The organism is Bacillus sp. LSHTCR4 (genome assembly GCF_057197025.1).
This window is the reverse complement of record NZ_JBXUNO010000001.1, coordinates 1,157,282-1,184,277: the sequence shown is the minus strand read 5'-3', so window position 1 is coordinate 1,184,277 and position 26,996 is coordinate 1,157,282. Positions and strand designations below refer to the sequence as shown.

Genomic DNA, 26,996 nt, shown 5'->3' with positions numbered 1-26,996 from the left:
ACAATTACTTTTCAGATCCTCGTACTGCTGCTAAATTTTCATCATCCTCGATACGTTCAGCAAAGAATCCCGACTCATCCTCACGAAGTACAATTTCAAGCTCTTCCTTCGCCTCTTCATTCCTGTTTAACTGTGCTAAATAACAAGCACGATCATATCTTGCTAACAAATCACTCGCATCCATTGTTAATACTTCATTTGTTATTTTTTCTGCCTTTATCGTTTGGCCAGCACCATGATATGAAGATGCTAAAGAAAGAAGAATTGCTGTTTCATTCGGATGATGTATAGCGGCATTTTCTAATACATGAATTGCCTCTTCAAACCTCTCTTGACTTTGATATATTTCTCCTAAAGCAAGAAATGCTCTACTTACAAATGGTGTTTGCTCCGTTAATTGTAAGGTAATCTTTTCTGCCCTTCTTTCTTCCCCTGCTTTAAACAATACTTGTGCTTGCAGAAGAAGAGTATCATAATCATCTGGTAACTCTCGAACCATTTGCTTCGTTAATTCCGAAGCATCCCTTATCATATCCTCTTCCTCGTACTCTATGAAAAGATTTACAAGTTGCTTCGCTACATCATAATCCCATTTATTTTCTAACGATGTTTGCAATACATCTATCGCCTCTTTATTCATCATTACATTCTCGTAAAACAGTGCAAATCGCAGCGCTGCCATGCTATTTTTCGGATTTAACTGTAACGAAATTTCATATAAATCAATGATTGTAGTAATGATTGAAATTTCTTTCGCACGGTTTTTCATACGATAAAGGGCTCTCGTAAATATGGATTTCTTCGGCTGTTCATTTTGTTGACGTTCAATCCATCTTTCTGTAACCGCAGATGCAGCATACATAAACGCCATACTTCTGTCTGCCTTTTTTACTTTTAATATATGAAGAAAATCTCGTATGTTAGACCATTTCTTATGTTGTTCTATCGCTTTTACATATACATCAAATATACGTTCATTATTTACATCTTTTTGTATAACCTTCATTGCAATTTCAATTGCTTTTGCATTTCTATTTTTCACTAATACTTTTGCATAATGATATAAAACTTCTGTATGCTCGCCATCTAATCGTAGTGCCTCTTCAATCTGTGCTTGTTCTTTATCTATTTCATCCATTGCTCCGTACACATATGCAATCGCATCTAATCGCCATATTTCAGGTACTTCGTCCGTTAATTGTTCTAGTTCAGCCAGCAATTCTTCCTGAAGATTCATTTCTACTGAAAGCTGTGCCAAATATTCCATATTAATATGCAACGGCTCTTCTTTCATCGCCTGAACCATATGACTTTGTTCTTTAGAACGATTTTCTTCTTTTTCATATATTTCCGCAAGCTGTAAATGTACACCGACGAAATTCCCATCAAGTTCTAAACATGTTTCATACGCTTGTTTTGCTTCTGACAACTGCCCTAATGCCATAAGTGTTTCACCAATTCGGTAATACGGTAATGCCGTTTCCTTTTGTTCTATCGCCCTTTTATATCTTTTCATCGCTTGGCCATACTGTCCGATAGATTCATATAAAATACCTGTATAACAACCGTATTCACTTACTTCATTTCTTTCTTTGTGTAACGTTCTTAAGAATGCTATACCTCGCTGTACAAATACAGTTCCTTTCATTCGATTCACATATTCATCTAACGCACTTGCTACATTATATTCGCTCTGCTTTATACCACTCTCTAACTTAGACAACGCTACTTTAAACCCTTCTTCACTTCCACCAAGTTCAACTTCAGCATCCCATAAAACCATTCCCGCATTCATGAGGAAATCTTGGCTCTTTTCAATTTGCTTCTCAAGACCAAGAATATATTCTTTTGCTTCCTTGTATTGTTCTCTTGCCATATACACTTGCGTAATTCCGAAGTGAGAATAAACATCATCATGATTTTCTTCTAAAGCACGAGTATACAACGATTCTGCTTCTTCCAGGCTATCATTTTGAAAATGATAGTCACCCAGTTTTACATATAGAGGTGCCTTATCATCACAATTCTCAATACCGTTTAATAAAATTTCTTTCGTACCTTCCTCATCCTTCAAATCAGATTCGTATATTTCCGAAAGTTTCGTATAAATGTAGGGTGCATTACTATCCAAATGAATCGCTACTTTAAGCCCTTTTATCGCTAAATGTAATTTCCCTAAATGATGCGCACATCTCGCTCGCTCATACCATACATGTGCCTCATTTTTATACTCTCTTAACAGGTCGTTAAAGATTTCATACGCTTCTTCATATCTTTCTAAATCTATTAATATTAACCCGTGATTCGTTAAAGTAAATCTTTCTGGACTACGTTCTAAAGCAACTTGAGAAAACTGCAATGCCTTATCAGATTGATCGATATACATATATGATAACGCAAGGAAACTCCAAGCAATCGGCTGATCTGCATCTAATTGTAATGAGGAACGAAAACTTGAAATCGCTTCTATATAACTCTCCTGCTCAAAAGCATATCTTCCGTTTATGAAATGATATAAAGCACGATTATTTTTCTTCTCAACACTCGCAAGCATTTGTCCAGCTTTCTCTAATTCTTCAAGGCGAATAAAGCACTGCGCACCATGTAATTTAACAAAGTCCGAGTTTGGAAACTTCTCCATTAAATTTTCTATACAATATAAAATAAATTCTTTATCTACTTCAACATCTAAATGCTTAACCGTATATAACCACGTATTCGGATTATCACTTGTCTCTTTTAAAAACTGTACTAACTTATGAACCCCCTCTTTATCTTGTTCATCTAAATGATCCGTTAAAGAAAAAATTGATTTGAAATAAGTATTTTCTTCTTCATTTAAAAATGATAGCTGTTCCTTCTTTTCCTTTGGAACAAATGTAATCGCTAAACAACCTGTATAACGATATTTTTCTTGTAACTTACTATATTCCACAATAACTGGCTCTATAAAGTTCGGATCTTGAACATAAAAGGCCTGCAATGTATCATCATATCCAGCTAGTACTTGTACATGTGAAGCATGCTCAATATCTATACTTAATAAAACAGGAATTCCTTCATCAATCAGTCTCTTATAATTCTCTTCATTACCTTTAAAATAACGATATTCATAACCTAATTCTTCTACATAAGAAACAGTATCTGAAAACTTCGATCCTGTCATATCAAAAATAAACTCTGCTATTTCATCTTGTGTACGTTTTTCTCCCCATAACTGCAACATCATTTCCAAACTTGTCGGTACACAATAATTATCCTTTTGTACAATAGGAACGATCGGCAAGTGAACCTTTTTTCCATCTGGATTTTTTTCTAAATTATGATATAAAGACCCTTTTAAACTTTTTTCTTCTTTTAATAATTGTTGTAAATCTACAAGTTTATTCATTTTGTACATCGCTTCTGCTCGTAAATGTACGAAATAAGCCTTATACGCATGATAAGGAAGCTGATTATTTATGTTATCTATTACCGATAACATATCTTCGTACTTCCCTAAATCTAATAAATATTTTACCTTTTCAAAATGAAAATATGGTACTTGCGGGAACTTTACAATCGCATCATCAATTAGCTGCAATGCACGTTTCTGTTCCCCTTTATTCGCATATAACTGTGATAATAAATAGGTAGATAACTCTTCACAATCTTTATGCTGCATACCGGCGATAAATTGTTCTTCAGCTTTCTCCCATTCACCTGTATGCATATAGACGTAGCCCCATTTATCAAATACGGCACGTGTACTGTACTCCTCCGCTTTTTGCATATAGATTAGCGCTTCTTCATTTCGTTTCATTTCTAAAAGACATCGTACTAAAGTAAAATATGTTTTCGCTAAAAAATCGGCATCTATTTCTTCTTTATTGCTCTCTTCTAAAGCGTCCTTTAGCAACTGTTCTGCTTCAAGAATTTTCCGCTCATCAATTAACTCATCACAATATAAAGAGAGCGTTCTCATATTTGGGAATTTTTTATAGGCGTAGCGAATGAGGAATGAACTGTATTGGTGCATAAGCCCTTCATCAGTAAGGCGTATTAATATATCAAACTCCTTATGTGAAGGAACATTAGCAAGCCAACTCTTCAAATAAGATAAAGTATTCTTTTCTTTTATATATGAAATTTCATTATTTATTTCCTGTAATCCATCTATAAATCTCTTGTCTTTCAAACAAGCATCTAACTGCTTAAAATCTAGCATGTATTCACCTCTAATATTTATTTGCACTGCTACTTGCTTAGATTTTACACATCATATTGTAGGTATTCAACTAAAATCTCCTATAATGGATAGTATTATTTAATATTATTCGAATTTATAACAAAATATAGTAAAAATGATTGTTTTTCTCTGTATTTTGTTTGATTATATGGAATAACGTAACATGTGGATCTTATCTTTTGGAATCTGGAATCAGTACATGGAATTATATCGGCGATAATTCAAATATATCAGCGATTCTTTCGTTTTATTGGCGATTTTCAGAATATATCTACCGATACTTAACTTATAGCAGCGATTATATGTCGAATATCGACTCATCGACATTAAGCGACACTTTTCATCGTATTGCTACCCTTTAACTTACTATTTCACCAAATGTAATTTTCATATTTGGAGCATATACTAAAGAGGAATGTAAATGAAATGCTTTAAAAAAGCATAGTTCAGCTTCATATTGAGCTAGCCCATCATCATATGTTAATCCTCTACCCATTAAACGTTCTATAAATTGCTGTTTATCTCCCGGATTGCCCGCTATTCCCTCTTCTTTTAAAGAATGATATAAATCATTTTTATCTTTGTGATGTATATTAGAGTCTAAAAAATTCACTTTATCGCTCACTCGACACTCAATATTTTTTACACCTAATTCACTTAAATACATCGGTATTTTCATGCCGATATTGCCATCTTTACCGTTTCTCTTCGTATCACTTTCAAATAACCTTTGCAAAATACCTAGCTGAATAATTTCCGATTGCTCCTCCCCATCTAACACGTATGAAGACATATTTGAAATCCAATGTGGTTCAAAACAGATTATTTTTCCGCCCTTTTTAACTGAATGCATCATTTTTTGTAACATCGTTTTTGGTGAACTCATATGTAATAAGAAAGCATGACAGATTGCTATATCGTATGTATTCAATTCAATTTCTGTAGCATCCCCCTCAATAAATTCTGATTCATATGGGAGTGAACGAAACAACTCTCTCGCTTCCGCTATTAATATTTTCCCACTATCAATGCCTGTATACTTGGATCCTTTTGGAAGTAATGGCATTAATACTAAGCCTAAATAACCATAGCCACAACCGAAATCAACGATATGTACGGGCTTATTAATCTTCCAAACTGTATTTACTAAAAAGCTTACATAATCGTCGTTGTAATATAAATCTCTTGTATTTTTTAAATAAGTTAGTTTACTGTTCCAGTCGTATGTTTCCAAGATTAACGCCTCCTTTATTTATATGACATTACAATTCTCCATTTAATACGGACATTCCTACACCTGAAACAATTCTAGAAAAGTTTAGATTTAATAAAATATAACTGTTACTTACATATTTTCTATAAAAATAAATAGGCATACATATCTAATATGATACGTATACCTATTTGTTTTACATCTCCTCAGGTGCCTCCACCCCAAGTAAACGCAATCCTTCTTTTAATACAACCGTCACAGCATACACTAATGCAAGTCTGCTATCTTTCTCTTCGCTCTCTTCCAATATACGCACATTTCCATAATATTTATTAAACGATTTTGCCAAATCTAATACGTATTTCGAAATAACCGATGGCTCATTTTTGTTACATGCTGCTTCAATTACTTTCGGGAATTTGTTTAGTAATTTTACGATATTCCAACTATGATCATCTTTTAAAGCAAACGTACACGTTTCAAATTCTACACTTTCTTTTCTTAAAATAGAGCACGCACGTGCATGTGTGTACTGTACATACGGTCCTGTTTCCCCTTCAAATTTCAGCATATTTTCTAATGAGAATTCAATATTATGCATACGTTCATTTTTTAAATCGTGGAAGATAACTGCCCCTACACCAACTTGCTTTGCTACTTCGTCTTTTTGTTTTAAGTTTGGATTTTTCTCTTCAATATTTTGTTTTGCAAGTTCGATTGCTTCCTCAAGTACTTCTTCAAGTAAAATAACTCTTCCTTTACGTGTCGACATTTTCTTACCATCTTTTAAAATAAAGCCAAACGGTACATGTTCCATGCCGTCAACCCAAGTGTAGCCAAGCTTTTTTAATACAGTGAAAAATTGATTGAAGTGTAAACTTTGTTCCGGGCCAACTACATATAACGCTTTATCAAAACCAAATGTGTTTTGACGATATAGTGCTGCTGTTAAGTCACGTGTTGCATAAATCGTCGCACCATCTGATTTTCTAATTAAGCAAGGCGGCATTCCCTCTTCTTCTAAATTAACGACTAATGCGCCTTCTGACTCTTCAAGCAAATCATGTTCCTCTAAAATCCCAATAAAGTCTTCCATTAAATTATTATAAAAAGCTTCTCCTTGAAAATTAGTAAATTCCACACCGAGAAGTTCATAAATACGAGAAAATTCTTTTAAGGATTCGTGGCGGAACCAATTCCAAAGCTCAACAGCTTCTTCATCACCTTCTTCTAATTTCTTAAACCAAGCGCGTCCTTCTTCTTCTAATTCTTCGTCGTCTTTTACCTCTTCATGAAATTGAACATATAACTTAAATAATTCACGTATTGGATCCTCTTTCACTACTGCTTCATTTCCCCATTTTTTATAAGCCGTAATTAACTTTCCAAACTGTGTTCCCCAGTCTCCAATATAATTAATTCCTACAACTTCATACCCACATTTTTCAGCGATATGTTTCAATGAATTCCCTATCATTGTAGAGCGTAAATGCCCCATTGAAAATGGCTTTGCGATATTAGGAGAGGAATAATCGATAACGACCGTTTTTTCATATCCAAAATGATTGTGACCGTACTCTTCTTTCTCCGCTAAAATCGTTTTTAATACTGTATCACTTACAGTTTCACGATTAAAAAGTACATTTACATAAGGACCAACGGCTTCTACTTTCGTAAAAAATGGATCGCTTAATTTCTGTGCAACTTCCTTTGCAATAATAGCCGGTGCTTTTTTATATTGCTTCGCTAATGAAAAGCATGGGAACGCTGCATCTCCAAATTCATCTTGTTTCGGTGATTCAATTAAATCTAAAATTTGTTTTTGCGTTAATTCATTCGTGAAAATATTAGATAAACTTTCCGCAAAATGCATTTTATAATCCATAATTTAACCTCCTTATTTTTTAAAACACAAAAAACTCGTCTCTAAAAAAGAGACGAGTTTTAACCCGTGGTACCACCCTTGTTGTTCATTACGAACCACTTTCCCGTTTATAACGAGGACAGGGGGCCTCGGCTTACTCTACTATTCGTTCAAGAAGCGTCTCCGAAGTGCGCTTCATCTTTTTCTTCCGCACTAGGCTCACACCATCCCTAGCTCGCTTTCCTTCTAAAAAAGACTACTCTCTTCATCACAGACAGTATATTTAATTAATTATTGCTTATTATACATCTTTTCAAACAATTAGCAAGGGTCAATTACACCAAAGTGAAACTTAGCACTTTTTCTTTTGTATACGTAAAAATTATGTTTTTCAAATCTAGAACTTCGGAAATGGTCTTTCAGAACGACACGCTTTCTCGCCACACGCTTCGCTTCCGCAATTGTTTCATCAGTAATATCATGATACAAAGCGAAGTGTTTTAATCCTTTTATTCCGTCAGATTCTATGACACTTTCTTCAAACATCGGATCGAGATAAACGATGTCATAGCTATTATCTTCACATTGTTTTAAAAATGCGTAATGCTCAGTTTGCTTTACATCAATTCGTTGCATTGCTTCATCAATTTCAGAAACGGATGAAGACCATGTTTTCAAACCATTTTCCATAATATAAGCCATATACTCATTGCCTTCAAGTCCTGTTACTTTTCCATTTTCACCAACAAAATAACTAGCTACAATACTATCTGATGCCATACCGAGCGTACAATCTAACACTGTCATTCCGCTCTCTAATTTAGCAGCTTGTACAAATGGATCGTGTTCTCCGCGCATTAACCTTTTCACACGAAACATCGCTGAATTCGGATGAAAGAAAAACGATTCTTCTGTACCTTTCGGATAAATAGTTAATCGGTTCTTCCCTACGACAAGTACATCTTGTTCATACTGTTCATGCAGTTTATGTACTGGTATGTCATTACGTATAACGAAATTACTATTTAATTCTCCCGCTACCTGCTTTGCATAAGATGTCATTTCTTTGTTCGTTCTTCCTGCTGTTGTTACTATCATTGTTTCACCTCTATATAAAGAAAAGAGAGAGATTTACTCTCCCCCTTCTTTAGCAATTCTTTTCAAAAGCTTGTTCTAAGTTCGTAATAATTTCGTCCATAGTTGCACCTTCAATTTCATGACGGTGAATGAAGTGAACAACTTCTTTTCCTTTTAATAATGCCATAGATGGTGAAGATGGAGGAATTTCTCCGAAGTATTCACGCATTTTTGCAGTAGCATCTTTATCTTGACCTGCGAATACAGTTACAAGATGATCAGGTTGTTTTTCAGCACGAACAACCGCTTGACCTGCTGATGGACGTGCTAAACCAGCTGCACAACCACAAACAGAGTTTACAACTACTAAAGTTGTACCCGTTGTGTTTTCCATAAATTCTGTTACAGCTTCTTCTGTAGTTAACTCTTCAAACCCAGAACGCACTAATTCTTGACGCATTGGGATTACCATTTGGCGCATGTATTCTTCATAAGCATTTGACATCTTGTAATCTCTCCTTCAACTTTCATTCCAAATTCATCATATCACGCTCTATTAATAGGTGCAAAAGAAAGATAACGATGATTTCATTTTTTTGTAGGGATTTCACAAACCCCATCACGACAATGTCCAACTGGAACAAGTTTTCTATTGTTAGCGATATAATCGTATACTTTACTTCCAAAACCAAGTACGATAGATAGCTTTATAAAAGGAACTGCAAACCAATAAGATGGAACGGCCTTTGCTAATACATGTATGCTATGAATGCCGTCATACCACTTATTATTTTTTAAAATATACAGTCTTTGTTCCATCTTACTTTGTAATTCTTGAGAAAGTTCATACCTTTCAACTACATCTTCATCTCGAAATGAAACAAATTTCATCTTACCCTTTTTATCTAATTTTTTCGTACGTTCTGCAACGGCCGTACACATCGGACACCAACTATCATAGAAAACAATCATACATTATTCCCCTTTACGAGACTCCGTCATTTGTTTCCATACAGAACCTTTTGCTTCTTCTCCGCCTTCAATACGCTCTAATGCTAGACGTGCTTGCATTGCTACTTCAAACTCTGGATCATCTTGCGCTACTTTTAAAGCGGGAATCGCACTTTCATCTCCAAGTTCAAATAAGAACATAGCAGCACGCCAGCGTACTAATTTACTTGGGTCTTTCAGAGATTTAATCATAACAAACATCGCTGCTGGATCACCTACATCTGATAAACAATCTCCCGCAGTACGACGAACACTTACAGATCGATCTAATAAAGCTTTATATAATAACGGTAATACTTCATCACCTTTTACCATACCTAAATACGCTGTTGCTAAACGGCGGATTGAAACTTTTTCATCATCTAACGCCATCTTCAACACTGGAATATCTTCTTCTGTAGGATCCATTTGTTCTAATGCTGCAAAACGGTTTTTCCAGTCAGCATCTTTCATCATCTCTTCTGTTACTTTATATGGCTCACGCTTTTGAATCGTTACTTCAACAGCACCTGCTTGATTTAATAACTCTTTAACCGTTTCATTTACACGTTCTTCTGAATAAGCAGCAACAATCTCTTCTACTACTTCTTTCCCGATTTCTTCAAAATTACCGTAACGTGTACTTTGTTCCACCCATTTACGTTCTTTTACAACGTTTGGTGCAGACATTTGTACTTTCATAATTGATTCTTTAAAACGATCTGGTAAACCAACACGTTCTTCCGTCGTGCCATCTGTTAGCTTTACTTGCATTGGAATTGTAAAGAACATTTGAACAAACACTTTTACTTCTCCAAAATGAGCAAGTTGTTGTTCTTCACTTTCTTCTACTACTTCTTCACCGAAAACAGCACGAACTTGTTGTAATAAAACTTTCCAGTCATACTTTGCATTTCGTTCCACTGCTAAAAAGTCGGCTACATGATATACACCTTTAATGCCTTCAATTTTCAAAATCTCTTGCACTTGCATTGGCGCTTGTTCTGTATTTTCTTTTGTATAATTATTACGTGCTCCTGATGGTAATACTTCATTCAAAATAACTTTCATTGTATTTGGACTTGGCGTCGGTTCAATTGCTTTAATCTTCACGTAAAAAACTCTCCTTTATTGCATGTTCTTAGCTGTATTGTAACATGTTCCACCTCTTTAAACCTACTCGGATGCTTTATCTTGCTGATTTCTTTCCATCATCATACTTTATCTTTCCTCCTAATTCCCCCAAGTCCCATCTTTTTTTGATGCACCCTCCCGCCTTTTCTCCAAAAATGTAATGCTCTCAATCAGAACTTCTGTTATATATATTCTCTTTCCTTGATCATCCTCGTAATTCCTCGTATGAATACGTCCAGTAATTCCAACAAGTGATCCCTTCTTACAATATTCAGTTACATTCTCAGCCGATTTTCTCCAAACGACACAATTAATAAAATCTACTTGCTGCTCACCTAAACTATTTCGAAAACCTCTATTCACCCCAACACATACTCGTGCATACGCGACGCCTTGCTTTGTGTAGTATAATTCTGGCTCCTTTGTCAATCTACCGATTAATACAACTCGATTCATCATAAGTTATACCACCTCACATATTTTTCTTCATTGTAAAGAAAAATGTTTGAAGGGTAAAAAGCTTAAAATAATATATTTTATAATAAAAAATATATTTTTATATCTTATAAAAACAAAAAAGAAACCTTACATACTTTAAACATGTAAGGTTTCAAAAAATTATACTTCACTGCATGAAATGTAATATCCTCCGCGGGCCATCTTGATTTCCGCACGATACAATACTTCGTCTAAGTAGAAAGTTATCGGTTTTACTTTACTCTCAAATTTCAGTTGTTCATTACATTCAGCTGCATAACTTTCAATAGCTGAAGTAATAACTTCTGATGATGGATACGTTAAAGCATCATCTAGTTCTATGAAAAAACTTTTAGAAAATAGTTTTTTCATAATCCCTTTCTTCTCTTTCATCATATTCCATCCCCTTCAATTTAAGGTTACCAACATCCATATTATACCATATCATCAATTTATCTTTGAAAATAAAAAAATCCTGCATTTTTCATGCAGGATTTTTTATTAGTCATTTTTCGTAAAGTAAGAAACGAAACGAAGAATTTCTAAGTATAACCAAACTAATGTAAGCATTAGTCCCATTGCAGTGTACCACTCCATATATTTCGGAGCTTGACTACGTACACCATTTTCGATTAAATCGAAATCTAGTAATAAGTTTAATGCAGCAACTACGATAACAACTGCACTAATAATAATACCAATCGTACCACCTTGGTGAATGTACGGAACAGTTACACCAAACATGTTTAGTAGAAATACGACTAAATACATAACCATAATTCCAAGTGTTGCTGCCATCACGCCTGTACGGAATTTATCCGTTACTTTTACTACACGTGTTGCATATAACACTAACATTGCAAATAGAATTGAGATTGTTAGTAAAACAGCATTTAAAACGATAGAATCGCCAAATTTCATTGTATAAACCGCTGAAATACTACCTAACACAACCCCTTCTACTGCCGCATAGATTGGTGCACCAAAAGGTGAAATACGTGGGAAGAACATAGACGCAAATGCGATGATTGCCGCAACGATTAAAGCGCCAATTAATACTGGCATCTTCATCGTACCCTCTATCATCTGTATGTATGAATAGACAGACGTTGCAAGTAGCAAGATAAGCATAATAAACGTTTTGCCTACTGTTCCGCCAATAGTCATCGCAGAAGCACTTGCTCCTTCTTTACGGAATGCCTCTTTTTTCAACATTGGATTAGATGTTCTCATTTTTTCCCTCCTAAAATAGGTTCTACCAATAGTGTAAAGTTTTTCTCTTTACTTTTCAATATATGCAGCTTGTTTTTATTTTAATCCTTCAACAATGTCGGATAGTTCACTCCATCTTTCCATCGTTTTTTCTAACTCTTCTTCTGTTTTTTGCTGTGCTTCAGACAATTCTTGCGCCTTCGTAAAATCAGAACCAACATTCGCAAGCTCTTCTCCAATTGATTCTAGCTTTTCTTCAAGTTCCGCAATTGTATCTTCAATTGTTTCCCATTCGCGCTGCTCGTTATATGAAAGTTTACGCTTACGTTGTTGTTTCGGTGCTTCTTCTACTACTTTTTTCTCTTTCTGTACTTCCGCTTTCTCAATAAGTTCTCTCGTTTTTTCCATTTCTAAATAATCCGTATAACTACCTAGAAATTCACGCACTTCCCCTTCTCCCGTAAAGATGAACAATTCATCTACTACTTTATCTAAGAAGTAACGGTCATGCGATACAGTTAAAACAACACCTGGGAAATCCTCTAAATAATCTTCTAATACAGTTAATGTTTGTGTATCTAGATCATTCGTAGGCTCATCCAGTAATAGTACGTTCGGTTCTCCCATTAATATACGTAATAAGTATAAACGTCTTCTTTCACCACCAGATAATTTGCCAAGCGGTGTACCATGTGAATGCGGCGGGAATAAGAAACGTTCTAACATTTGAGACGCACCAATTACTTTTCCATCTGTCGTATGAATAACTTCCGCGATTTCTTTAATGTATTCAATCATACGTTGATTTAAATTCATTTCTTCATTTTCTTGCGTATAGTACGCGATTTTTACTGTTTGCCCAACTTCAATTTCACCACTATCAGGAGATATTTTACCTGCAAGCATATTTAATAGCGAAGATTTCCCGCTTCCATTCGCTCCAATAATACCGATACGATCGCCTGGTTTCACGATATGATTAAAGTTGTTTAATACCGTTTTATCACCAAATTTTTTCGTCACATCTTTTAACTCAAGTACTTTTTTTCCTAGACGGCTACCGCTAAGTGCAATATCAACTGACTGTTTTGCAGCTGGACCTTCTTGACCTTTTAGCTCTTCAAAACGTTGAATACGTGCCTTTTGCTTTGTCGAACGAGCTTTTGCACCACGGCGAATCCATGCTAGTTCACGGCGATATAAGTTTTGACGCTTTGATTCTTGCGCAAGTTCTTGCTCTTCACGAAGTGCTTTCGCTTCTAAAAACGTACTGTAATTCCCTTCATAACTATACAGTTTTCCATTATCTAATTCGAAAATACGATTCGTCACACGATCTAAGAAATAACGATCATGGGTTACAAGTAATACCGCACCTGTGTACCTTGCTAAATATTCCTCTAACCACTCAACTGTCTCATGGTCAAGATGGTTCGTAGGCTCATCTAAAATTAATAGGTCAGGTGTTTCAATAAAACACTGCGCCATCGCAATACGTTTTTTCTGCCCACCAGATAAATTTCCAACAGTTGCTGTGAAATCCGTAATTCCTAGTTTCGTTAATAACGATTTAGCATTCGCATTTGCTTCCCACGCACTCATTGCGTCCATACGTTGTTGCACTGCAAATAATTGTTCCTGTACCTTTTCATTACTTGGATCTTTTTCAATATGTAATAGCGCCTTTTCATAATCACGAAGAAGACGAATTAAAGGTGTATCACCATGGAAAACTTGTTCTAATACTGTTAATTGTTCATCAAACTCTGGTTGCTGTGATAAATAACTAATTGTATACCCACGTGAATGAGTCATATCACCTGTGTCAGGAATTTCTGCCCCTGCAATAATTTTTAATAACGTTGATTTACCAGTACCATTTACACCGATAATTCCGGCACGTTGTCCTTCTGCAATACTAAATGATAATCCATCAAATAACGGTTTTTCTCCATATGATTTTGATAAGTTTTCCACAGTTAACATTTTCATATTTGTGCATTCCACTCTTTCATAAATTGTTCAATAAACTGTTCCATATAACGATGACGAACTTCAGCCTCTTGTTTTGCTGCATCTGTATTCATTAAGTCTTTTAGTTTTAAAAGTTTTTCATAAAAATGATTTAAAGATGGATCATTATTTTTTCTATATTCATCTTTCGTCATCACTTCACGAGGAGGAATAGTTGGATCATACATTAATCTCCCTTTCGCCCCGCCATACGCAAATGTGCGAGCTATTCCAATTGCACCAAGCGCGTCTAAACGATCTGCATCTTGAACAATCTTCCCTTCAAGCGACTCCACTTTACCGCCATGACCACCTTTATAAGACATATTGGCGATAATATGAAGAACATGTTTACTTTCCTCTTCTTCAACATGTAACTCTTCTAACCAATCAGAAACTTTTTTCATTCCTGCTTCTTCACTCTCATTTAACTTCTCATCTGCCACATCGTGAAGTAATGCTGCCATTTCAATTATAAAACGATTTCCTCCTTCTTGCTCAGATAATGAAATCGCCAGTTTATGTACACGCTCAATATGATACCAATCATGCCCACTCGCATCTTTTTCTAAAATATCTTTTACAAAAGTAATGGTTTTTTGAATCTTTTCTTGTTTTGTCATTTTATCTTCACCCAGTTACTTATTGTAACACGCCCGCATTTTTTCATCACATATTTTCTTGTCCGCCCATACACTGGGTGGTAGGCATCATCATGAAGGAGGAATAAATATGTTCTATAATAATCAACCGCCTTACCCACATCAACCATTTTACCCTCAGCAACAGGAACAAAGATATACAGAACAATATGAAGAACAAGAGTTACAACAGCAAGAGCAACAATATGAACAAAATCCATACGCAACAACGCAATATCAAGAAGCTGATTATCCACAAAATCCATATACAGCGCCGCAAAATCAAGAACAACAATTTCAACAAAATTCATACGACACACGTCCAAATTATGAATATCCTCAAAATCCATATGCAGCACCGCAAAATCAGGAACAACAATTTCAACAAAATCCATACGCAACAACGCAAAATCAAGAAACTGAATATCAACAAAATCCATTCGACACACGTCCAAATTATGAATACCCTCAAAATCCATATGTAGCGCCACAAAATCAAGAACAACAATTTCAACAAAATCCATACACAACTCAACCTCAACAACCACAATATCAGCCGCAAATGTACCAACCAAACTATGACGCGCGTGTTTCACCGCCAGCACCACCAACAATTGATCCGACACAACCACAAATCTTACCACCAGGACCTACATTCGATATTACACAGCCTCAAATTTTACCACCTGGACCAATTACAGAACCAACGCAACAACAAATTCAACAAGTTGTCGGTACACAGTTTTTACCTTTAAAGAAACCTGTACTAGATTTCGTAAAACCTTGGGTAGATTACGGTTTAAATGAAGCAAAACATACTTCACACAAACACGCTTTAACAGAAGTTGCGGCGATTATGTTTTTAGTTGGGAAAGGATTCAACCCGACGATTGCACATTATATTGTGGAATCTTGGGAGAAGAATGAGCAGTTTTAGGGTTGTTCATTTTACTTTTAACAAAACTACAAAAGTGTCACGAATGCCTGTTATACAAGCATTTGCGATGCTTTTTATTTGTTACGTTATATCTTATTATAAAAATATAATTCATATTTTTTCGCGTGTTTTTATAACATTTGTGAGCAAAATGTGAGCAAAAAATAGCCTCTTAATTAAACTACATTAGATAACTTTTATTAAAAAATTCCTCATCGAAGTTCGCCACTCACAATCTTATTACATTTTAAAAAGCTATCCTTATAGCCATTGAATACCAGAACGTTGTATTACTTTTAAAAACTCTTTTTACAGTGAATCTAAAATGATTTGAGGGTTCTGGAAGGTTGTTAGACTTCACAATAGAGCTATAAATCATATTAAAACTGAGGGGTAGAGAATTAAATAACGAACAGGAGATTACTATTGGCTTAAAATTTATTAAAAAGTGTGTATGAATATTAAACATGGAGTAAAAATACAGCATGATAAATTCACTTATTTCAGCAGAATTATAAATTACTTGATAAATAATACCAATGTCCCCAATGTTTGATATAATGATACAGTTATTAATATCAACTTGGAGGAATAAATCTATGAAAAAATTAATTGTAGCAGGACTATCTCTAGGACTTTTAGCTGGTTGTGGTTCTACAGAAGAGAAAACTGAGGCAAAAGATAAGTCCGTACAAAAACATGAAGTCAAAAAAGAAACATCTAAAGAAGGGCCAGATCAGCAAAAAAGCGTAGTGGCTGAGGCAGAATTTATTACTTATGCAAAGTCTATCAAAGGCGGGAACTTCATTAAAGAAATAAAAGTTAACAATAACAATGCTGAAATTACATATTATGACTCTTTCGCAGCTTACAAATCTGCACACGCTGATAGTACTACTACGGAGGAACAATACAAGCAATACTTTTCAACCGGAGATGCTATCGAGAAATTATTTGTTGGTGAACCTGCAAGACTACTAAGACATTTTCATGCTTTAAACTCAGTAAAAATGACTCTTCCATTTGAAGGAAAAACATATAATATCAACCTAGATAGAAATACTTTAAATACATACCTCGGATTTAAAATTGAATCTTTAAAAGTTGACGATAATTCTTGGACTAATAAATTTAACAATCCATATGTATACACTAAAGCTAAACGAGCAGAATTCTTCAAAAAATTTGTCACTGTTAAATAATCACAAATAAAAAAAGCCGTCGAATGACGGCTTTTTTACTTCACATCAACAAATTTAGAACTAGCTGTAATGTAGTAAACATGACCTTTAGAATTTTTTACCTTGTACTGTGGAGATCCATTTGCTATTACTTTATCAATAATTTCGAATCCGTTGCCTTCAGTTGCAAATCCAGCGACATCTTTATCTTCCCAAGAAGGTTTAGAATAAAATCGTAATTGGGCTACCTTTGAAACTACGCGGTTTCCTGCTTCTGGTACGACTCCTCCTATATGACCAGCTGTGAACCACGCTAAAGATTTGCTACCTATTAGATAATTCAAATCACATTTACCGATTCCATCCACATTTCCTGTTTCAGTGTATTGCCAGATATCACATGGATATCCCGGTTTGTTCCCGCCATAACGAGGAATCCAAACAAAATCTGCTAAAATAGTATAGGCTTCAAATTGCTCATAAGTATGATGGCCTACATATAATCCGACTTTCTTAGCTCCAAGTTTTCGTAATTCATCAATAAATGCTTGCGTACCTGCCTTCATATCTCCCATAGTTTTTACTTCCACATCAGCAACCCAGAATAATGCATCTTTGTCACCGCGATTCCAGAAGTCGCGGGCTTCTACACGTGCATCATTTTCAGATACAAAACGACAAAACGCATAGTTCCCAAATGGTACCCCGCGCTTTTTCATTTCACATACATAACCTTGATACATATGATCTACAGTTGTTGAACCATCTTGTACCCTTGCAATTACTAAATCCAATTTTGGTGCTGCTACATCCCAATTAATATTACCGTTCCATTTAGAAATATCTACAATATGACCCATTATTGAACATCTCCTTTTTTATCTTCTTGTTTGTGTTTACCGCCTAAAACTTCAACTGCGTTTGTCAAAGCCTGTGGGAGTGGTATTCCCATGCGACCAGCATTTTCTAAAAGTGAAAGTAACTCGTTTCCAATAAAGAAAAAGATTGTAGCTTCACGAATAGCACTATTGCTTCCAAGCGCTGTATCTAACTGAGTTGCCACTCCAACCAAAAGAAAAAGCATTACCTTTTTGACAATGCCTTTGAAACCAACTTTGCTTTTCAACTCTCCGTAATATCCAGCTGCAAATACTCCTGTAATATAGTCGATAGCTGCCATAATAACTAGAACTTTCAATGTCGTATCCCATCCTCCCAAAAAGTATCCACAAAAGCCACCAGACGCGGCTACAAATGATTTCATTAATACATCAATTCGTTCCATCTTTACACTCCTTTTCTAAAAATAAAAAATACCCGTTTATAACTGCTCTTTAGTTTCTTCTTTCATCGGTATCACTTGCTTAATTTCAATCTTAGAAAAAATTAACGATCCAATCAAAACAGTCATTACTTCATTACTGTTCAGCTGTTCATTTAACTTAATTGCATCTTCCACCTCATATTTTTCTACCTTTACAACATGTTGCTCTCCACTATGTGTAATGATTTTAATTATTTGCATATTGTCTCCAACTCTTTTTATATTTTCGTTAATTTATATTAAAACGTTCCACCGCTTCTTGATTGGATAAAAAGACGACCTGTAACAGTGGCGTTTATCCTCGCTAAACTATTTGGAGTGATTTTAATTTCAACATAACGGCCACGTTGAAGTTTCCCATCCTTATCTTTTGCTAAATAGGGAATTAAATTTATATCTTGTCCTCTTATTGAATCAAACGGTAACCTATTCCCATCAACTTCAATCATCACTTTTGATGGTGTTTCGTATAATTCAAAAATACCAAATTCAATTTCATGTGTATGGTCTGGTAATGCTATTTCATGCGTATGGTTTGGTATATTAATATCATGTGTGTGATTTGGAATATTCATTGAGTGTGCGTGACTTGGAATAGTAGTAGTATGAGTGTGGTTCGGCAATGTTGTTTCATGCGTATGATTTCCACTAGAACTATACGTGTATAAGTCACTCCCTGTTCCTCTTGCGTACATTGTAGCCATTGTATTTCTCCCTGGATCGGAATAAGCTGTGTACATTCCTTTTGTTTCAGGTTCAAAACCAACAATTCCCGCACCGTCAAACATCTTATGGACATGATCCCCACCAGCACTCGATGTTTTAACAATACCACTGCCAGAACTACTTGTTTGTACAGCTCCTCCACCTGCTAAAGTTGTTCCGACCACACCACCACCTGAACTAGTCGAACCAACTGTTGCGCCACCAGCTGAAGTTGAAGCTACCACAGCTCCCCCGCCTTTAATCGCTCGTTCATACGCCCTAAATTTTAATGTTTCAAATGTGAGTATCATTTCATTCACATACTTCACATCGTTAGGTATTTGAAATCTAATAATAGCTGGATGATTTGGATCACAGTTATCTTGAAATGGTTGACTGTCAATATTAGTGCTACCTTGGGAATATGTATCATTGACCAACTGTTTTTTCTGTAAATCAGTAATTGTCGTCCCAATATCATCACGAACATTCCCAATTTCAAATTGTATATTTGATGGATCACCATAGATATCTGATTTTGTGATTTTCATAATGCGTAAATCATCATTTGTATCAGTGTCTTCGTCATACACGCCTACTACTTTTGAAATATCGTATTTTACAAGCTTATATGGATCAATCAGCTCATAATCTATGCAATCTACAGATATAGTGACTTGCGGCTTTTTATATCTATCTAACAAACCTTGTGCAGATGCCTTTAATGACTGTGCATTCTCAAACTTTCTATCAACCCATATACGTTTGTGAATACCATACTGGTCAATAATAGATTGTTCTGCCTGTAAATACGGTACGCCATTATTCACACTCTCAATACCAAGTTGATTTACACCTTCACCAGAACCCAACGGGTAAATTCTTGTTATTAACCCTGTTGGGTCTTCCTCCTTTTCAATACCTTTTAAATTTTTTCCATATCGAATGATATCTATTTTTTCATCTGTTGCACGAACCAAATTAAGTGTAAATGGATATTTCGTATCATCCCACGTCCACAAATATGATTCGTTAAATGGTTTAGGTACGCTTATAAGTGCGTTTAATAACGAATCTTCATTTTCCCATGCATACTCAAAATACTTTGTAAACGCTACTGTTCCTAATTTCCAATGCTTTATTTCTTGTTGATCGATAAGGTATTGAAGTACATCTTTTGTGGTCCAATTCGTTTTTTGATGGTAACGAAAAAGCACGTCTGAGTGGAATGTACTCAAAACGTGCTCACAATTGTACGTTATGCTCTGGTCACTTTCGTTTTTGACTGTCTTTTTAGGATTAACAATGAATTTACCAATATATTTATCATGGTCGTACAGTTCAATAAAATACTTTGGCTTCACCTCGAAACGTTTTGGATCATCAAGAGGTAATGAAAAGGAGAAAGTCCACAAATTGTTAGTTTCTTTTTCATAACCAATCTTATAGGCATTTTCCAAAATAGCCACTAGATTCATTTTAATATCATAAATTCTTAAATGTTTCATAATCTCACCACACTTTATAACCAAAGCCAAGATGCTTCATTATATTTTTAAACATTAATTCATATCCAACATCATTAGGATGAAGTCCATCTGCTAGTAAAGAATTAAGGTCTTTTTCCGTATACATTAAATAATCAATCATAAAGTGATAATTATTGATAAATGGAACTTGCATTTCATGTGCTAAAGCTACAAGTTTATTATTAATATCCTCCATATGCCAAGCATACGGATAAGATGTTTCACTTGCTGTAGGTGCTGGGATAGATGCCATCATAATTACCTTCTTACCTTGTCCTCTTGCATAGTTAATGAAATTTCGTTGATGCTCTTGTGTATATCCATATGGATCACGCTGCCTATCGTTTGTTCCCAATTGCAATAAGATGAAATCATCATCTGCTTCAACCCATTTCGTTCCGTCATAAGTTAAGTGACGAGATTGTCTACCACTAATACCCCAGTTTTTAACGATTGTTGTTTGCGGTATTTTTAAACCTTGAATGTATATCGTTGTCCCTGTGGATGAGGCGTTCTTACTTGCCGTTTCAACAAATCTCACTTTATGATAATCATTTGATAACCCAGTAACATCAACAGGAGTAAATTGTGTAAAACTAGAATCATAAGTGTCAATTGTTGTTTTTTTTACACCATCAATATATACATCAAACATACCTCTTGATGCGGCTTTAGAAATAAGTACAGAAAAAGACTCGCCGTAAAATGTAAACTCTAACATGTTACAGCCAGCCTGTTTATTTGGAAATTGATATTGATAACCTGTTCCTACTGTAGAATCATATTGAATGAAACTACCATCATATGATCCTAATTTAATTTCAGGATGAGATAAATCTACCAGAAAGACTTTATTAAACTTTTCTTCTAAGTACTTCTTCAACATATTTGCCCAACAAATGGCATCTTCCACATTCGCTCTTTGCTCTTTACCAGTCGAATCAATAAACATTAATTCACCTGTTGGTGAGTAACCTGTCCCGCCGACACCGGCTGTAATGGAGTCACCAATAATTTTTATCTTTATTCTTTTGAAAGGATTCATAATGTGATACAAAAGATCTGTGATTACATCTTTTTGTAAAACGTTTTTTATGGCGGCTGGAGTTTTATACACTTCATAAGTGGTAGCATATCCACCTTCTTCAAGTTGAACTTTGCTTTCATTTCCCTTTACAATCGATACTCGGATATAATACGCATCCGCTGGAGAGGTAAATGTTTTAGTTGCGGCTACTCCAGTAATACCACTTATATACTTCTTATTTTTATCGTAAAAAGCTAATTGATCAGCTGGCGTGAGTGTGTATGAAGTACTTGGTTTAATGAAAATAAAATCACTAGCACTATAACTAGAGTTTGGATTCTCGTTCCCTGTTCCAGCACCAATGTAATAACCTACTTTAATTCGCGATTTATCAATTAAATTTTTAGAAGGTGTGATATAAGTAACAGGCGTCGCCATATGTCTAATATCCACTATTTTTTCATCAATTTTAGTAGCGGTTACGGCTTTATCGTCAATAATAGATGTAGATGCCGCCCCATCTGCCATTTTCTCTTTTGTTACTGAATTAGGTTTTAATCTTTCAGTTCCAATTGGTTCCGTTACTTTATTTAAAGCTGTATTTGCATTGTCTATCGCTTGATTAATCTTCGGATAACCTTCTCGTAACTTATCCGTTGGTAATAACTTTTGTGCATCAGCCATATAATCACCACCTTACATGTATTTCGCGCGGAATTTAAATGTAATATTTATGTTTAAGCTAGTACCGCCGACACCAACTGTATTTGCACCTGGCATTAATTCTAAAAAATCTCCTGTCATCTTGTGGATATAATTTTGTCCATCCTTCATCACAACATAATGTGCGCTATCAATTAGAAGTTCTGCTCCTTCAGGAAATCCGCCAACAGAAAAACTCTTACCATTAGCGGTAAGAGTCATAGAACTTGTACTCCCTGTTATTTCGATAACTGGACGAACAACAAGAGAACCTAAATTTTCAACTCGCAAGTACGACGGTCCTGTTACGTTATATTGAAAATTTTCAATTCCAAAAGGTATATCTGAAAGAAACGGGATATCATCCCCCCATAAGACATCATCTGATGTATCAATTACTGAGTATGCGTGTGGATCAAACGCTGTTAATGGAATAACAAGATTAGTCATTGTTTTAAAACGATTTGTATCTAAACTACCGCTATACCTTACCTTGTAATATTTATCTGGTTCATAATCAAATATTAACTTTACAGTCTTCGGCTTTCCATATGGGTCGAAAAAAGTCTTCATGATCTCTCGTATTTTTGGAGCTGATTCATAAATCGATTGCGGTTTAACTAGTAATGGTAAAGTAAATGGCCTTACTTCTAAATCAGCTCCGAAATCATATGCGCCAGACATTCCTGGAATTGTAACTGTATAATCGCGTGTAGAAGGTGCGGCTGAATGTTCATGCCCTGGTAAAAGCGCTAAACCCAATTCATTTAACGTTTTTCCATCGATTGTAAGACTCATTTTTCATCACACCTTTCTACCCGCTCCATTAATAATTTTAGTCATTTCTCTTGCTAATTTTTGTACATCCGCTTCTTCTCTAATGACAAATGTTGAACCTCTAAACATGTCAGCTAAATTATATGAAACATTAGCATTTGATTTAGAAGTGTTACCTTCCACACTTCTTTGACTAGCGTTTCGACTCATTGCTTGAGAGCTGCTAGCCATACTGCCATATACATTGCTCATTACGCTTTTTAAGCCAGATAGCTCTTTCATAGAACTAGCCATTGAATAACTCATATCGCCAATTAATCGACTCATAGTACCTGTGATACCAAGTGATTTTTCATTTGAAGATAATGGCGTAACAGATACACGATTACCTCTCTTGGTAAATAACTCTGGTCCAGCTTCTCCAGCAATAAACGATCCATCCCCAAGAACATGTCCTCCAGTTGCTAACATAGGAATTCTAGGGATATTCGGTTTGCTACCTCCAATAAACGGGACCCAATCCGGCATTTCTATGCTGTTAATACCTTCAATCAATCCATTAAGCATTGATACTACAGCATTTATTGGTGCTTTCGCCGCTGATTTAATACCTTCGAAAACACCGCTGAATATTTTCACAATTCCTCCCCATGCTTTTTCCCAGTTTCCTGAGAAAATACCGGAAATGAAATCTATAATTCCGTTAAGAATTGGTTTTAAAACATTATTCCACATATCCTTTATTCCACTAAATGCATCTGACACTACACTACCAATAGCAGAGAATACAAATTTAAACGCTGGTAAAAGAACTGTTTTGATAATGGAACCAATGGCTGAAAAAACAGGTGATAGTATTTCATCCCACACACGTTTGATAATTTCAAATGCATCTTTAACAATATCTTTTATGATTTTAAAACCTTCATCAAAGACTGGCTGTAAAGTCTCAGTAATTATAGATACTATTTGATCTATCGTGGGTTTGAAATATTCATTGTATATAGCCATTATTTTATCGCCGAATAATACCCATATAGCAATTAATCCTGCAATTGCCGCAACCACTAAAGCAATCGGGCTTGTTAGAACAGCCATAACTCCCGCAAAGGTAATAGCCCCTGATGTGGCTAAGAATATTACTGGGGCGAGAGCCGCACAAATACCAACAAGTATACCAATTGCAACTGTTATAGCTGTAATTGTGGCTGCTAGCACTGGATGAGCTGATATGAAACCAGCAAATGCCGAAACGACATCAGCTACTGTAAGTAACACTGGTTCAAGAGATTCTTTTAACTCTTTCATCGCATCTTTCCATTTGACCATCGGTGATGCATCCATTTTATTTGCCGATTCTTGTAAATCATCTATTCCTTTTTTTAAATCAGCTTGTTTTTCTTCCGTTTCTAAAATTGTATTGATGATATTTTGACCTTGATCTTCAAACATTGTACCAAACAGTTCTACGCCAATCGCTTCTCGCAAAGCAGCATCATCGATTTGATCTAGCCATTTAACCATATCTACAAATGCCTGCTTACCTTCTTCGCCACCTTTAGCAATCGCTTTGCCCCAGCCTTCTAATTGAGCAAATATTTCTTGTACTGCCGCACTATCTGGTGGATTTTTCGCAAGTTCAAGTTTCTCCGCATTCATTTCTTTGAAAGATTCAAGTTCTTCCCTATGAGCTTCTCGTACAGCGTCCATTTCATCGCTCAAACGCTCACTTAACGCTTGTTTACGGTTATTGTGACTTTCTTTCAAAGCTGATAAGTTTGCTTGATTCACTTCTCTTAACGAATCAAGTTGTGCTTTATTTGATTCGCTAATCGCTTTTAAATTCTCTTGTTTGTTCTGCTGGAAAGCCTCTTTTTGTTCTTGCTGTCGTTCTTTCAGCGCTTCCTTTTCATTGTTTATTTGCTCTTTAACTTGCTCTTTTCGGCTATCAATCTCTGACTTCAACGCTTCTTTCTTTGCGTCAGATGCTTCTTTAATACTGTCTTTTTCCTCTTTTAATCTGTCAATCTGACTTTTACGTTCTTCACGTATTTTATCAAGCTGCATTTTCTCTTCAAGATCTCGCAATGCTTTTACTGCTGCCTGACGCTCTTCTTCGTTTTTGGCTTTGCTTATTTTCACCTTTAAATCAGCACGTTTTTCAGCATTCTCACGGTCTTTAAAATATTTATCTTCAGCTGCCGTTTTCACATCCAAAGAATTAATTTGATCGTCAACCGCTTTAAGACGATTATATTTTTCCTCATCGATCACTTTCAGACGTGCCATATATTCTTTATCAATGAGTTTTATTTTCTGTTCAGATGATTTTTCGAACGCTTTAAGTTCCGCTTCGAGGGACTTTTCAAGCGCTTTTTGTTGCCTATCGTAATTTTTAGATGTTGCATCATATTGAGCGCTAAGTTTCTTCTCTAAATTCTTTTGCTGATTTTCATAACTTTTGGAAACTGCATTGTACTCAGTATCAAGACTTTTAGCTAATTCATTTTGTCTTTTGCTATGACTTTTAGAGAGCGCCTTTTCTTGATTACTAAATGATTTAGCAAGTTCAGATTCTTGTTTCGCGAGTCCTTTTTGCATCACTACAACTTGTTCATCAGACATTTTCTCAGTATCATCCACAACATCACGAATAGAATCTTTCATACTGTTGCTTAATCCACGTGCCATTTCAACAGAACGAATACGTCCTTCTTTTAGTCCATCTAATAAGTTATCGATATTCCAAGATTTTTGAGAAGCTGCACTTGCCATAATACTTTGTACTTCTTGTGCCGTATAACCAACCCGTCTTAGTTGCTGGCCGTATTCAGCAATAATATCGAGTTGTTCTGGCGGAAAACCTATTTTCAAAAGAGAGTTAACTAATCCTAGCGCTTCTTTATTTGAAATATTTAATTCGCTACCAATTTCATTGGTTTCTTGTATTAATTCTGTAAAATCAATCTGCGAATAGGAACTAGCGATGTTAGCTGCCCCTTTTATAATTTCCGTATTTGCTGCGTCAGAAGCATCTTTATTTAATGCCCATTGTCTACGTACACCCTCCAGCGCTTCCTCTGCATCACCGCCATATGCAATAACAGTTCTAACTGCATCTTCCACAGATCGCTTTGAGGATTCTGGAACGTCAAAATTAATATCAATTTTTGTCTTTAACTCTGACATGTCTAAAGCCTGTCCGATGACTTCCTGAATGCCCCCACCAGCAACTATTCCACCCAATACGTTTTCTAATTCAACACCTAATCCCTTAACACTTTCACCTGCTTGTTCTGCTTCTTGGGAAAGTTGATTTAAGTCGTTTCTTATGTTTTGAATGGAATTACCATCATCAACAGAACGAAGCGCCTGTTGTAGCTTCTCAATATCAGCTTCAGCTCCTAGAGCTTCTCTACCGATTATCTCAATGGCTTGTTGTAACTGCCTACTTGATGCGGTACCGTTTTTAATTGCATTTACAAGACGATTCCCTAATGCATCTGCAAAATCATCAACACTTTTTCCAGTGGCGCTAAATAAAGTCTCTAATTGTCTTGTTGAACTTGCTGCTTTTTCTTGCTCAGCCTTTAATCCTGCAAGACTGTTTTTGAATCCATTAAGTTGCCCTTCTGTAAATTCAATTTCACGCCTGAACGCTCGATATTGCTTCTCGTTAATCGCGCCACTTTCAAACTGTGCTTGCACTTGCTGTTGGGCTGCTTTTAAGCTATCTAATTTTTTCGTTGTATTCTCAATTTGTTGAGTAAGCAATTGTTGTTTTTGCGCTAGTGCCTCCACATTGCCTGGATTGAATTTCAAGAGTCGTTCAATATCTTTTAGCTCTTTAGTTACGGCTTCACTTTGTTTGTTAACGTCTTTTAAGGCGTTCTGTAACGGTTGAGTGTTCCCGCCGATTTCTATCGTTATTCCCTTAATTCTTCCTGCCATGTTATCACCTCACT

General features: G+C 35.5%; 20 protein-coding genes, 1 pseudogene and 1 other annotated feature. Of the genes and pseudogenes, 2 read left to right on the top strand and 19 right to left on the bottom strand.

Annotated elements, in window-relative coordinates:
* Positions 1-4 precede the first annotated feature (4 nt).
* The 12 genes from AC2CGR_RS06095 to AC2CGR_RS06040 all read right to left on the bottom strand — a co-directional run bounded on the left by AC2CGR_RS06095 (position 5) and on the right by AC2CGR_RS06040 (position 14,831).
* Positions 5-4,207 carry a tetratricopeptide repeat protein gene (locus AC2CGR_RS06095; RefSeq protein WP_484480661.1) on the bottom strand — a complete coding sequence of 1,401 codons (4,203 nt, stop codon included), beginning with the start codon at positions 4,205-4,207 and terminating at the stop codon, positions 5-7.
* A 379-nt stretch (positions 4,208-4,586) separates the two neighbouring features.
* Complete coding sequence (locus AC2CGR_RS06090; RefSeq protein ID WP_087964212.1) at positions 4,587-5,462, bottom strand: class I SAM-dependent methyltransferase; 876 nt, start codon at positions 5,460-5,462, stop codon at positions 4,587-4,589.
* Between the two features lie 175 nt (positions 5,463-5,637).
* On the bottom strand, positions 5,638-7,326 hold the full coding sequence (gene argS, locus AC2CGR_RS06085) for an arginine--tRNA ligase (RefSeq protein ID WP_087964213.1): 1,689 nt from the start codon (positions 7,324-7,326) through the stop codon (positions 5,638-5,640).
* Positions 7,327-7,371: 45 nt separating this feature from the next.
* Positions 7,372-7,586 (bottom strand) — a binding site (T-box leader).
* A 40-nt stretch (positions 7,587-7,626) separates the two neighbouring features.
* Positions 7,627-8,403, bottom strand: a complete 777-nt coding sequence (locus tag AC2CGR_RS06080) for a class I SAM-dependent methyltransferase (RefSeq protein ID WP_087964214.1) — start codon at positions 8,401-8,403, stop codon at positions 7,627-7,629.
* A gap of 49 nt (positions 8,404-8,452) precedes the next feature.
* Positions 8,453-8,887, bottom strand: a complete 435-nt coding sequence (locus AC2CGR_RS06075; RefSeq protein WP_000063712.1) for a BrxA/BrxB family bacilliredoxin — start codon at positions 8,885-8,887, stop codon at positions 8,453-8,455.
* 83 nt (positions 8,888-8,970) lie between these two features.
* Positions 8,971-9,354 (bottom strand): thiol-disulfide oxidoreductase DCC family protein, encoded by a 384-nt coding sequence (locus AC2CGR_RS06070; RefSeq protein ID WP_087964215.1) that lies wholly within the window; start codon positions 9,352-9,354, stop codon positions 8,971-8,973.
* Positions 9,355-9,357: 3 nt separating this feature from the next.
* Complete coding sequence (locus AC2CGR_RS06065) at positions 9,358-10,485, bottom strand: conserved virulence factor C family protein (RefSeq protein WP_087964216.1); 1,128 nt, start codon at positions 10,483-10,485, stop codon at positions 9,358-9,360.
* A gap of 120 nt (positions 10,486-10,605) precedes the next feature.
* Positions 10,606-10,965, bottom strand: a complete 360-nt coding sequence (locus AC2CGR_RS06060; RefSeq protein ID WP_484480660.1) for a single-stranded DNA-binding protein — start codon at positions 10,963-10,965, stop codon at positions 10,606-10,608.
* Positions 10,966-11,124: 159 nt separating this feature from the next.
* A complete protein-coding gene (locus AC2CGR_RS06055; protein ID WP_087964218.1) occupies positions 11,125-11,379 on the bottom strand; it encodes a DUF4318 domain-containing protein in 255 nt (84 codons plus the stop codon).
* 105 nt (positions 11,380-11,484) lie between these two features.
* On the bottom strand, positions 11,485-12,216 hold the full coding sequence (locus AC2CGR_RS06050; protein WP_001260642.1) for a Bax inhibitor-1/YccA family protein: 732 nt from the start codon (positions 12,214-12,216) through the stop codon (positions 11,485-11,487).
* A 75-nt stretch (positions 12,217-12,291) separates the two neighbouring features.
* Positions 12,292-14,187 carry an ABC-F family ATP-binding cassette domain-containing protein gene (locus tag AC2CGR_RS06045; RefSeq protein WP_000783207.1) on the bottom strand — a complete coding sequence of 632 codons (1,896 nt, stop codon included), beginning with the start codon at positions 14,185-14,187 and terminating at the stop codon, positions 12,292-12,294.
* Positions 14,184-14,831 carry an HD domain-containing protein gene (locus AC2CGR_RS06040; RefSeq protein ID WP_087964219.1) on the bottom strand — a complete coding sequence of 216 codons (648 nt, stop codon included), beginning with the start codon at positions 14,829-14,831 and terminating at the stop codon, positions 14,184-14,186. Before AC2CGR_RS06040 ends, AC2CGR_RS06045 begins: the two co-directional genes overlap by 4 nt.
* Positions 14,832-14,940: 109 nt before the next feature.
* Between AC2CGR_RS06040 and AC2CGR_RS06035 the strand changes: the two genes are divergently transcribed.
* Both AC2CGR_RS06035 and AC2CGR_RS06030 read left to right on the top strand, forming a co-directional pair.
* Entirely contained in the window at positions 14,941-15,786 is an 846-nt protein-coding gene (locus tag AC2CGR_RS06035; protein ID WP_087964220.1) for a hypothetical protein, read from the top strand.
* A gap of 599 nt (positions 15,787-16,385) precedes the next feature.
* A complete protein-coding gene (locus AC2CGR_RS06030) occupies positions 16,386-16,988 on the top strand; it encodes a hypothetical protein (protein ID WP_484480659.1) in 603 nt (200 codons plus the stop codon).
* A 284-nt stretch (positions 16,989-17,272) separates the two neighbouring features.
* On the opposite strand, the pseudogene AC2CGR_RS06025 reads toward AC2CGR_RS06030, so the two are convergent.
* The 7 genes and pseudogenes from AC2CGR_RS06025 to AC2CGR_RS05995 all read right to left on the bottom strand — a co-directional run.
* Positions 17,273-17,827: pseudogene (locus AC2CGR_RS06025) on the bottom strand (glycoside hydrolase family 25 protein); the annotation flags it as partial.
* Positions 17,827-18,252: a phage holin family protein gene (locus tag AC2CGR_RS06020; RefSeq protein WP_484480658.1), complete on the bottom strand. Its 426-nt coding sequence runs from the start codon at positions 18,250-18,252 to the stop codon at positions 17,827-17,829. The gene AC2CGR_RS06020 and the pseudogene AC2CGR_RS06025, both read right to left, overlap by 1 nt.
* Before the next feature lie 36 nt (positions 18,253-18,288).
* Complete coding sequence (locus AC2CGR_RS06015; protein ID WP_428888738.1) at positions 18,289-18,492, bottom strand: hypothetical protein; 204 nt, start codon at positions 18,490-18,492, stop codon at positions 18,289-18,291.
* A 38-nt stretch (positions 18,493-18,530) separates the two neighbouring features.
* Positions 18,531-20,504, bottom strand: coding sequence for a phage tail spike protein (locus AC2CGR_RS06010; protein WP_484480657.1), 1,974 nt, complete (start codon positions 20,502-20,504; stop codon positions 18,531-18,533).
* 4 nt (positions 20,505-20,508) lie between these two features.
* Positions 20,509-22,236 carry an SGNH/GDSL hydrolase family protein gene (locus AC2CGR_RS06005; RefSeq protein WP_484480656.1) on the bottom strand — a complete coding sequence of 576 codons (1,728 nt, stop codon included), beginning with the start codon at positions 22,234-22,236 and terminating at the stop codon, positions 20,509-20,511.
* A gap of 12 nt (positions 22,237-22,248) precedes the next feature.
* A complete protein-coding gene (locus tag AC2CGR_RS06000; protein WP_484480655.1) occupies positions 22,249-23,052 on the bottom strand; it encodes a phage tail domain-containing protein in 804 nt (267 codons plus the stop codon).
* A gap of 6 nt (positions 23,053-23,058) precedes the next feature.
* Positions 23,059-26,982, bottom strand: coding sequence for a tape measure protein (locus AC2CGR_RS05995; RefSeq protein WP_484480654.1), 3,924 nt, complete (start codon positions 26,980-26,982; stop codon positions 23,059-23,061).
* Between the last annotated feature and the right edge of the window lie 14 nt (positions 26,983-26,996).

Excerpts from the sequence above, each read along its gene's own strand:
- AC2CGR_RS06000 (WP_484480655.1), bottom strand. The coding sequence starts at position 23,052 with ATGAGTCTTACAATCGATGGAAAAACGTTAAATGAATTGGGTTTAGCG.
- AC2CGR_RS06020 (WP_484480658.1), bottom strand. The coding sequence starts at position 18,252 with ATGGAACGAATTGATGTATTAATGAAATCATTTGTAGCCGCGTCTGGT.
- AC2CGR_RS05995 (WP_484480654.1), bottom strand. The coding sequence starts at position 26,982 with ATGGCAGGAAGAATTAAGGGAATAACGATAGAAATCGGCGGGAACACT.
- AC2CGR_RS06005 (WP_484480656.1), bottom strand. The coding sequence starts at position 22,236 with ATGGCTGATGCACAAAAGTTATTACCAACGGATAAGTTACGAGAAGGT.
- AC2CGR_RS06095 (WP_484480661.1), bottom strand. The coding sequence starts at position 4,207 with ATGCTAGATTTTAAGCAGTTAGATGCTTGTTTGAAAGACAAGAGATTT.
- AC2CGR_RS06060 (WP_484480660.1), bottom strand. The coding sequence starts at position 10,965 with ATGATGAATCGAGTTGTATTAATCGGTAGATTGACAAAGGAGCCAGAA.
- AC2CGR_RS06030 (WP_484480659.1), top strand. The coding sequence starts at position 16,386 with ATGAAAAAATTAATTGTAGCAGGACTATCTCTAGGACTTTTAGCTGGT.
- AC2CGR_RS06075 (WP_000063712.1), bottom strand. The coding sequence starts at position 8,887 with ATGTCAAATGCTTATGAAGAATACATGCGCCAAATGGTAATCCCAATG.
- AC2CGR_RS06050 (WP_001260642.1), bottom strand. The coding sequence starts at position 12,216 with ATGAGAACATCTAATCCAATGTTGAAAAAAGAGGCATTCCGTAAAGAA.
- AC2CGR_RS06015 (WP_428888738.1), bottom strand. The coding sequence starts at position 18,492 with ATGCAAATAATTAAAATCATTACACATAGTGGAGAGCAACATGTTGTA.
- AC2CGR_RS06055 (WP_087964218.1), bottom strand. The coding sequence starts at position 11,379 with ATGATGAAAGAGAAGAAAGGGATTATGAAAAAACTATTTTCTAAAAGT.
- AC2CGR_RS06040 (WP_087964219.1), bottom strand. The coding sequence starts at position 14,831 with ATGACAAAACAAGAAAAGATTCAAAAAACCATTACTTTTGTAAAAGAT.
- argS (WP_087964213.1), bottom strand. The coding sequence starts at position 7,326 with ATGGATTATAAAATGCATTTTGCGGAAAGTTTATCTAATATTTTCACG.
- AC2CGR_RS06035 (WP_087964220.1), top strand. The coding sequence starts at position 14,941 with ATGTTCTATAATAATCAACCGCCTTACCCACATCAACCATTTTACCCT.
- AC2CGR_RS06070 (WP_087964215.1), bottom strand. The coding sequence starts at position 9,354 with ATGATTGTTTTCTATGATAGTTGGTGTCCGATGTGTACGGCCGTTGCA.
- AC2CGR_RS06010 (WP_484480657.1), bottom strand. The coding sequence starts at position 20,504 with ATGAAACATTTAAGAATTTATGATATTAAAATGAATCTAGTGGCTATT.
- AC2CGR_RS06045 (WP_000783207.1), bottom strand. The coding sequence starts at position 14,187 with ATGAAAATGTTAACTGTGGAAAACTTATCAAAATCATATGGAGAAAAA.
- AC2CGR_RS06080 (WP_087964214.1), bottom strand. The coding sequence starts at position 8,403 with ATGATAGTAACAACAGCAGGAAGAACGAACAAAGAAATGACATCTTAT.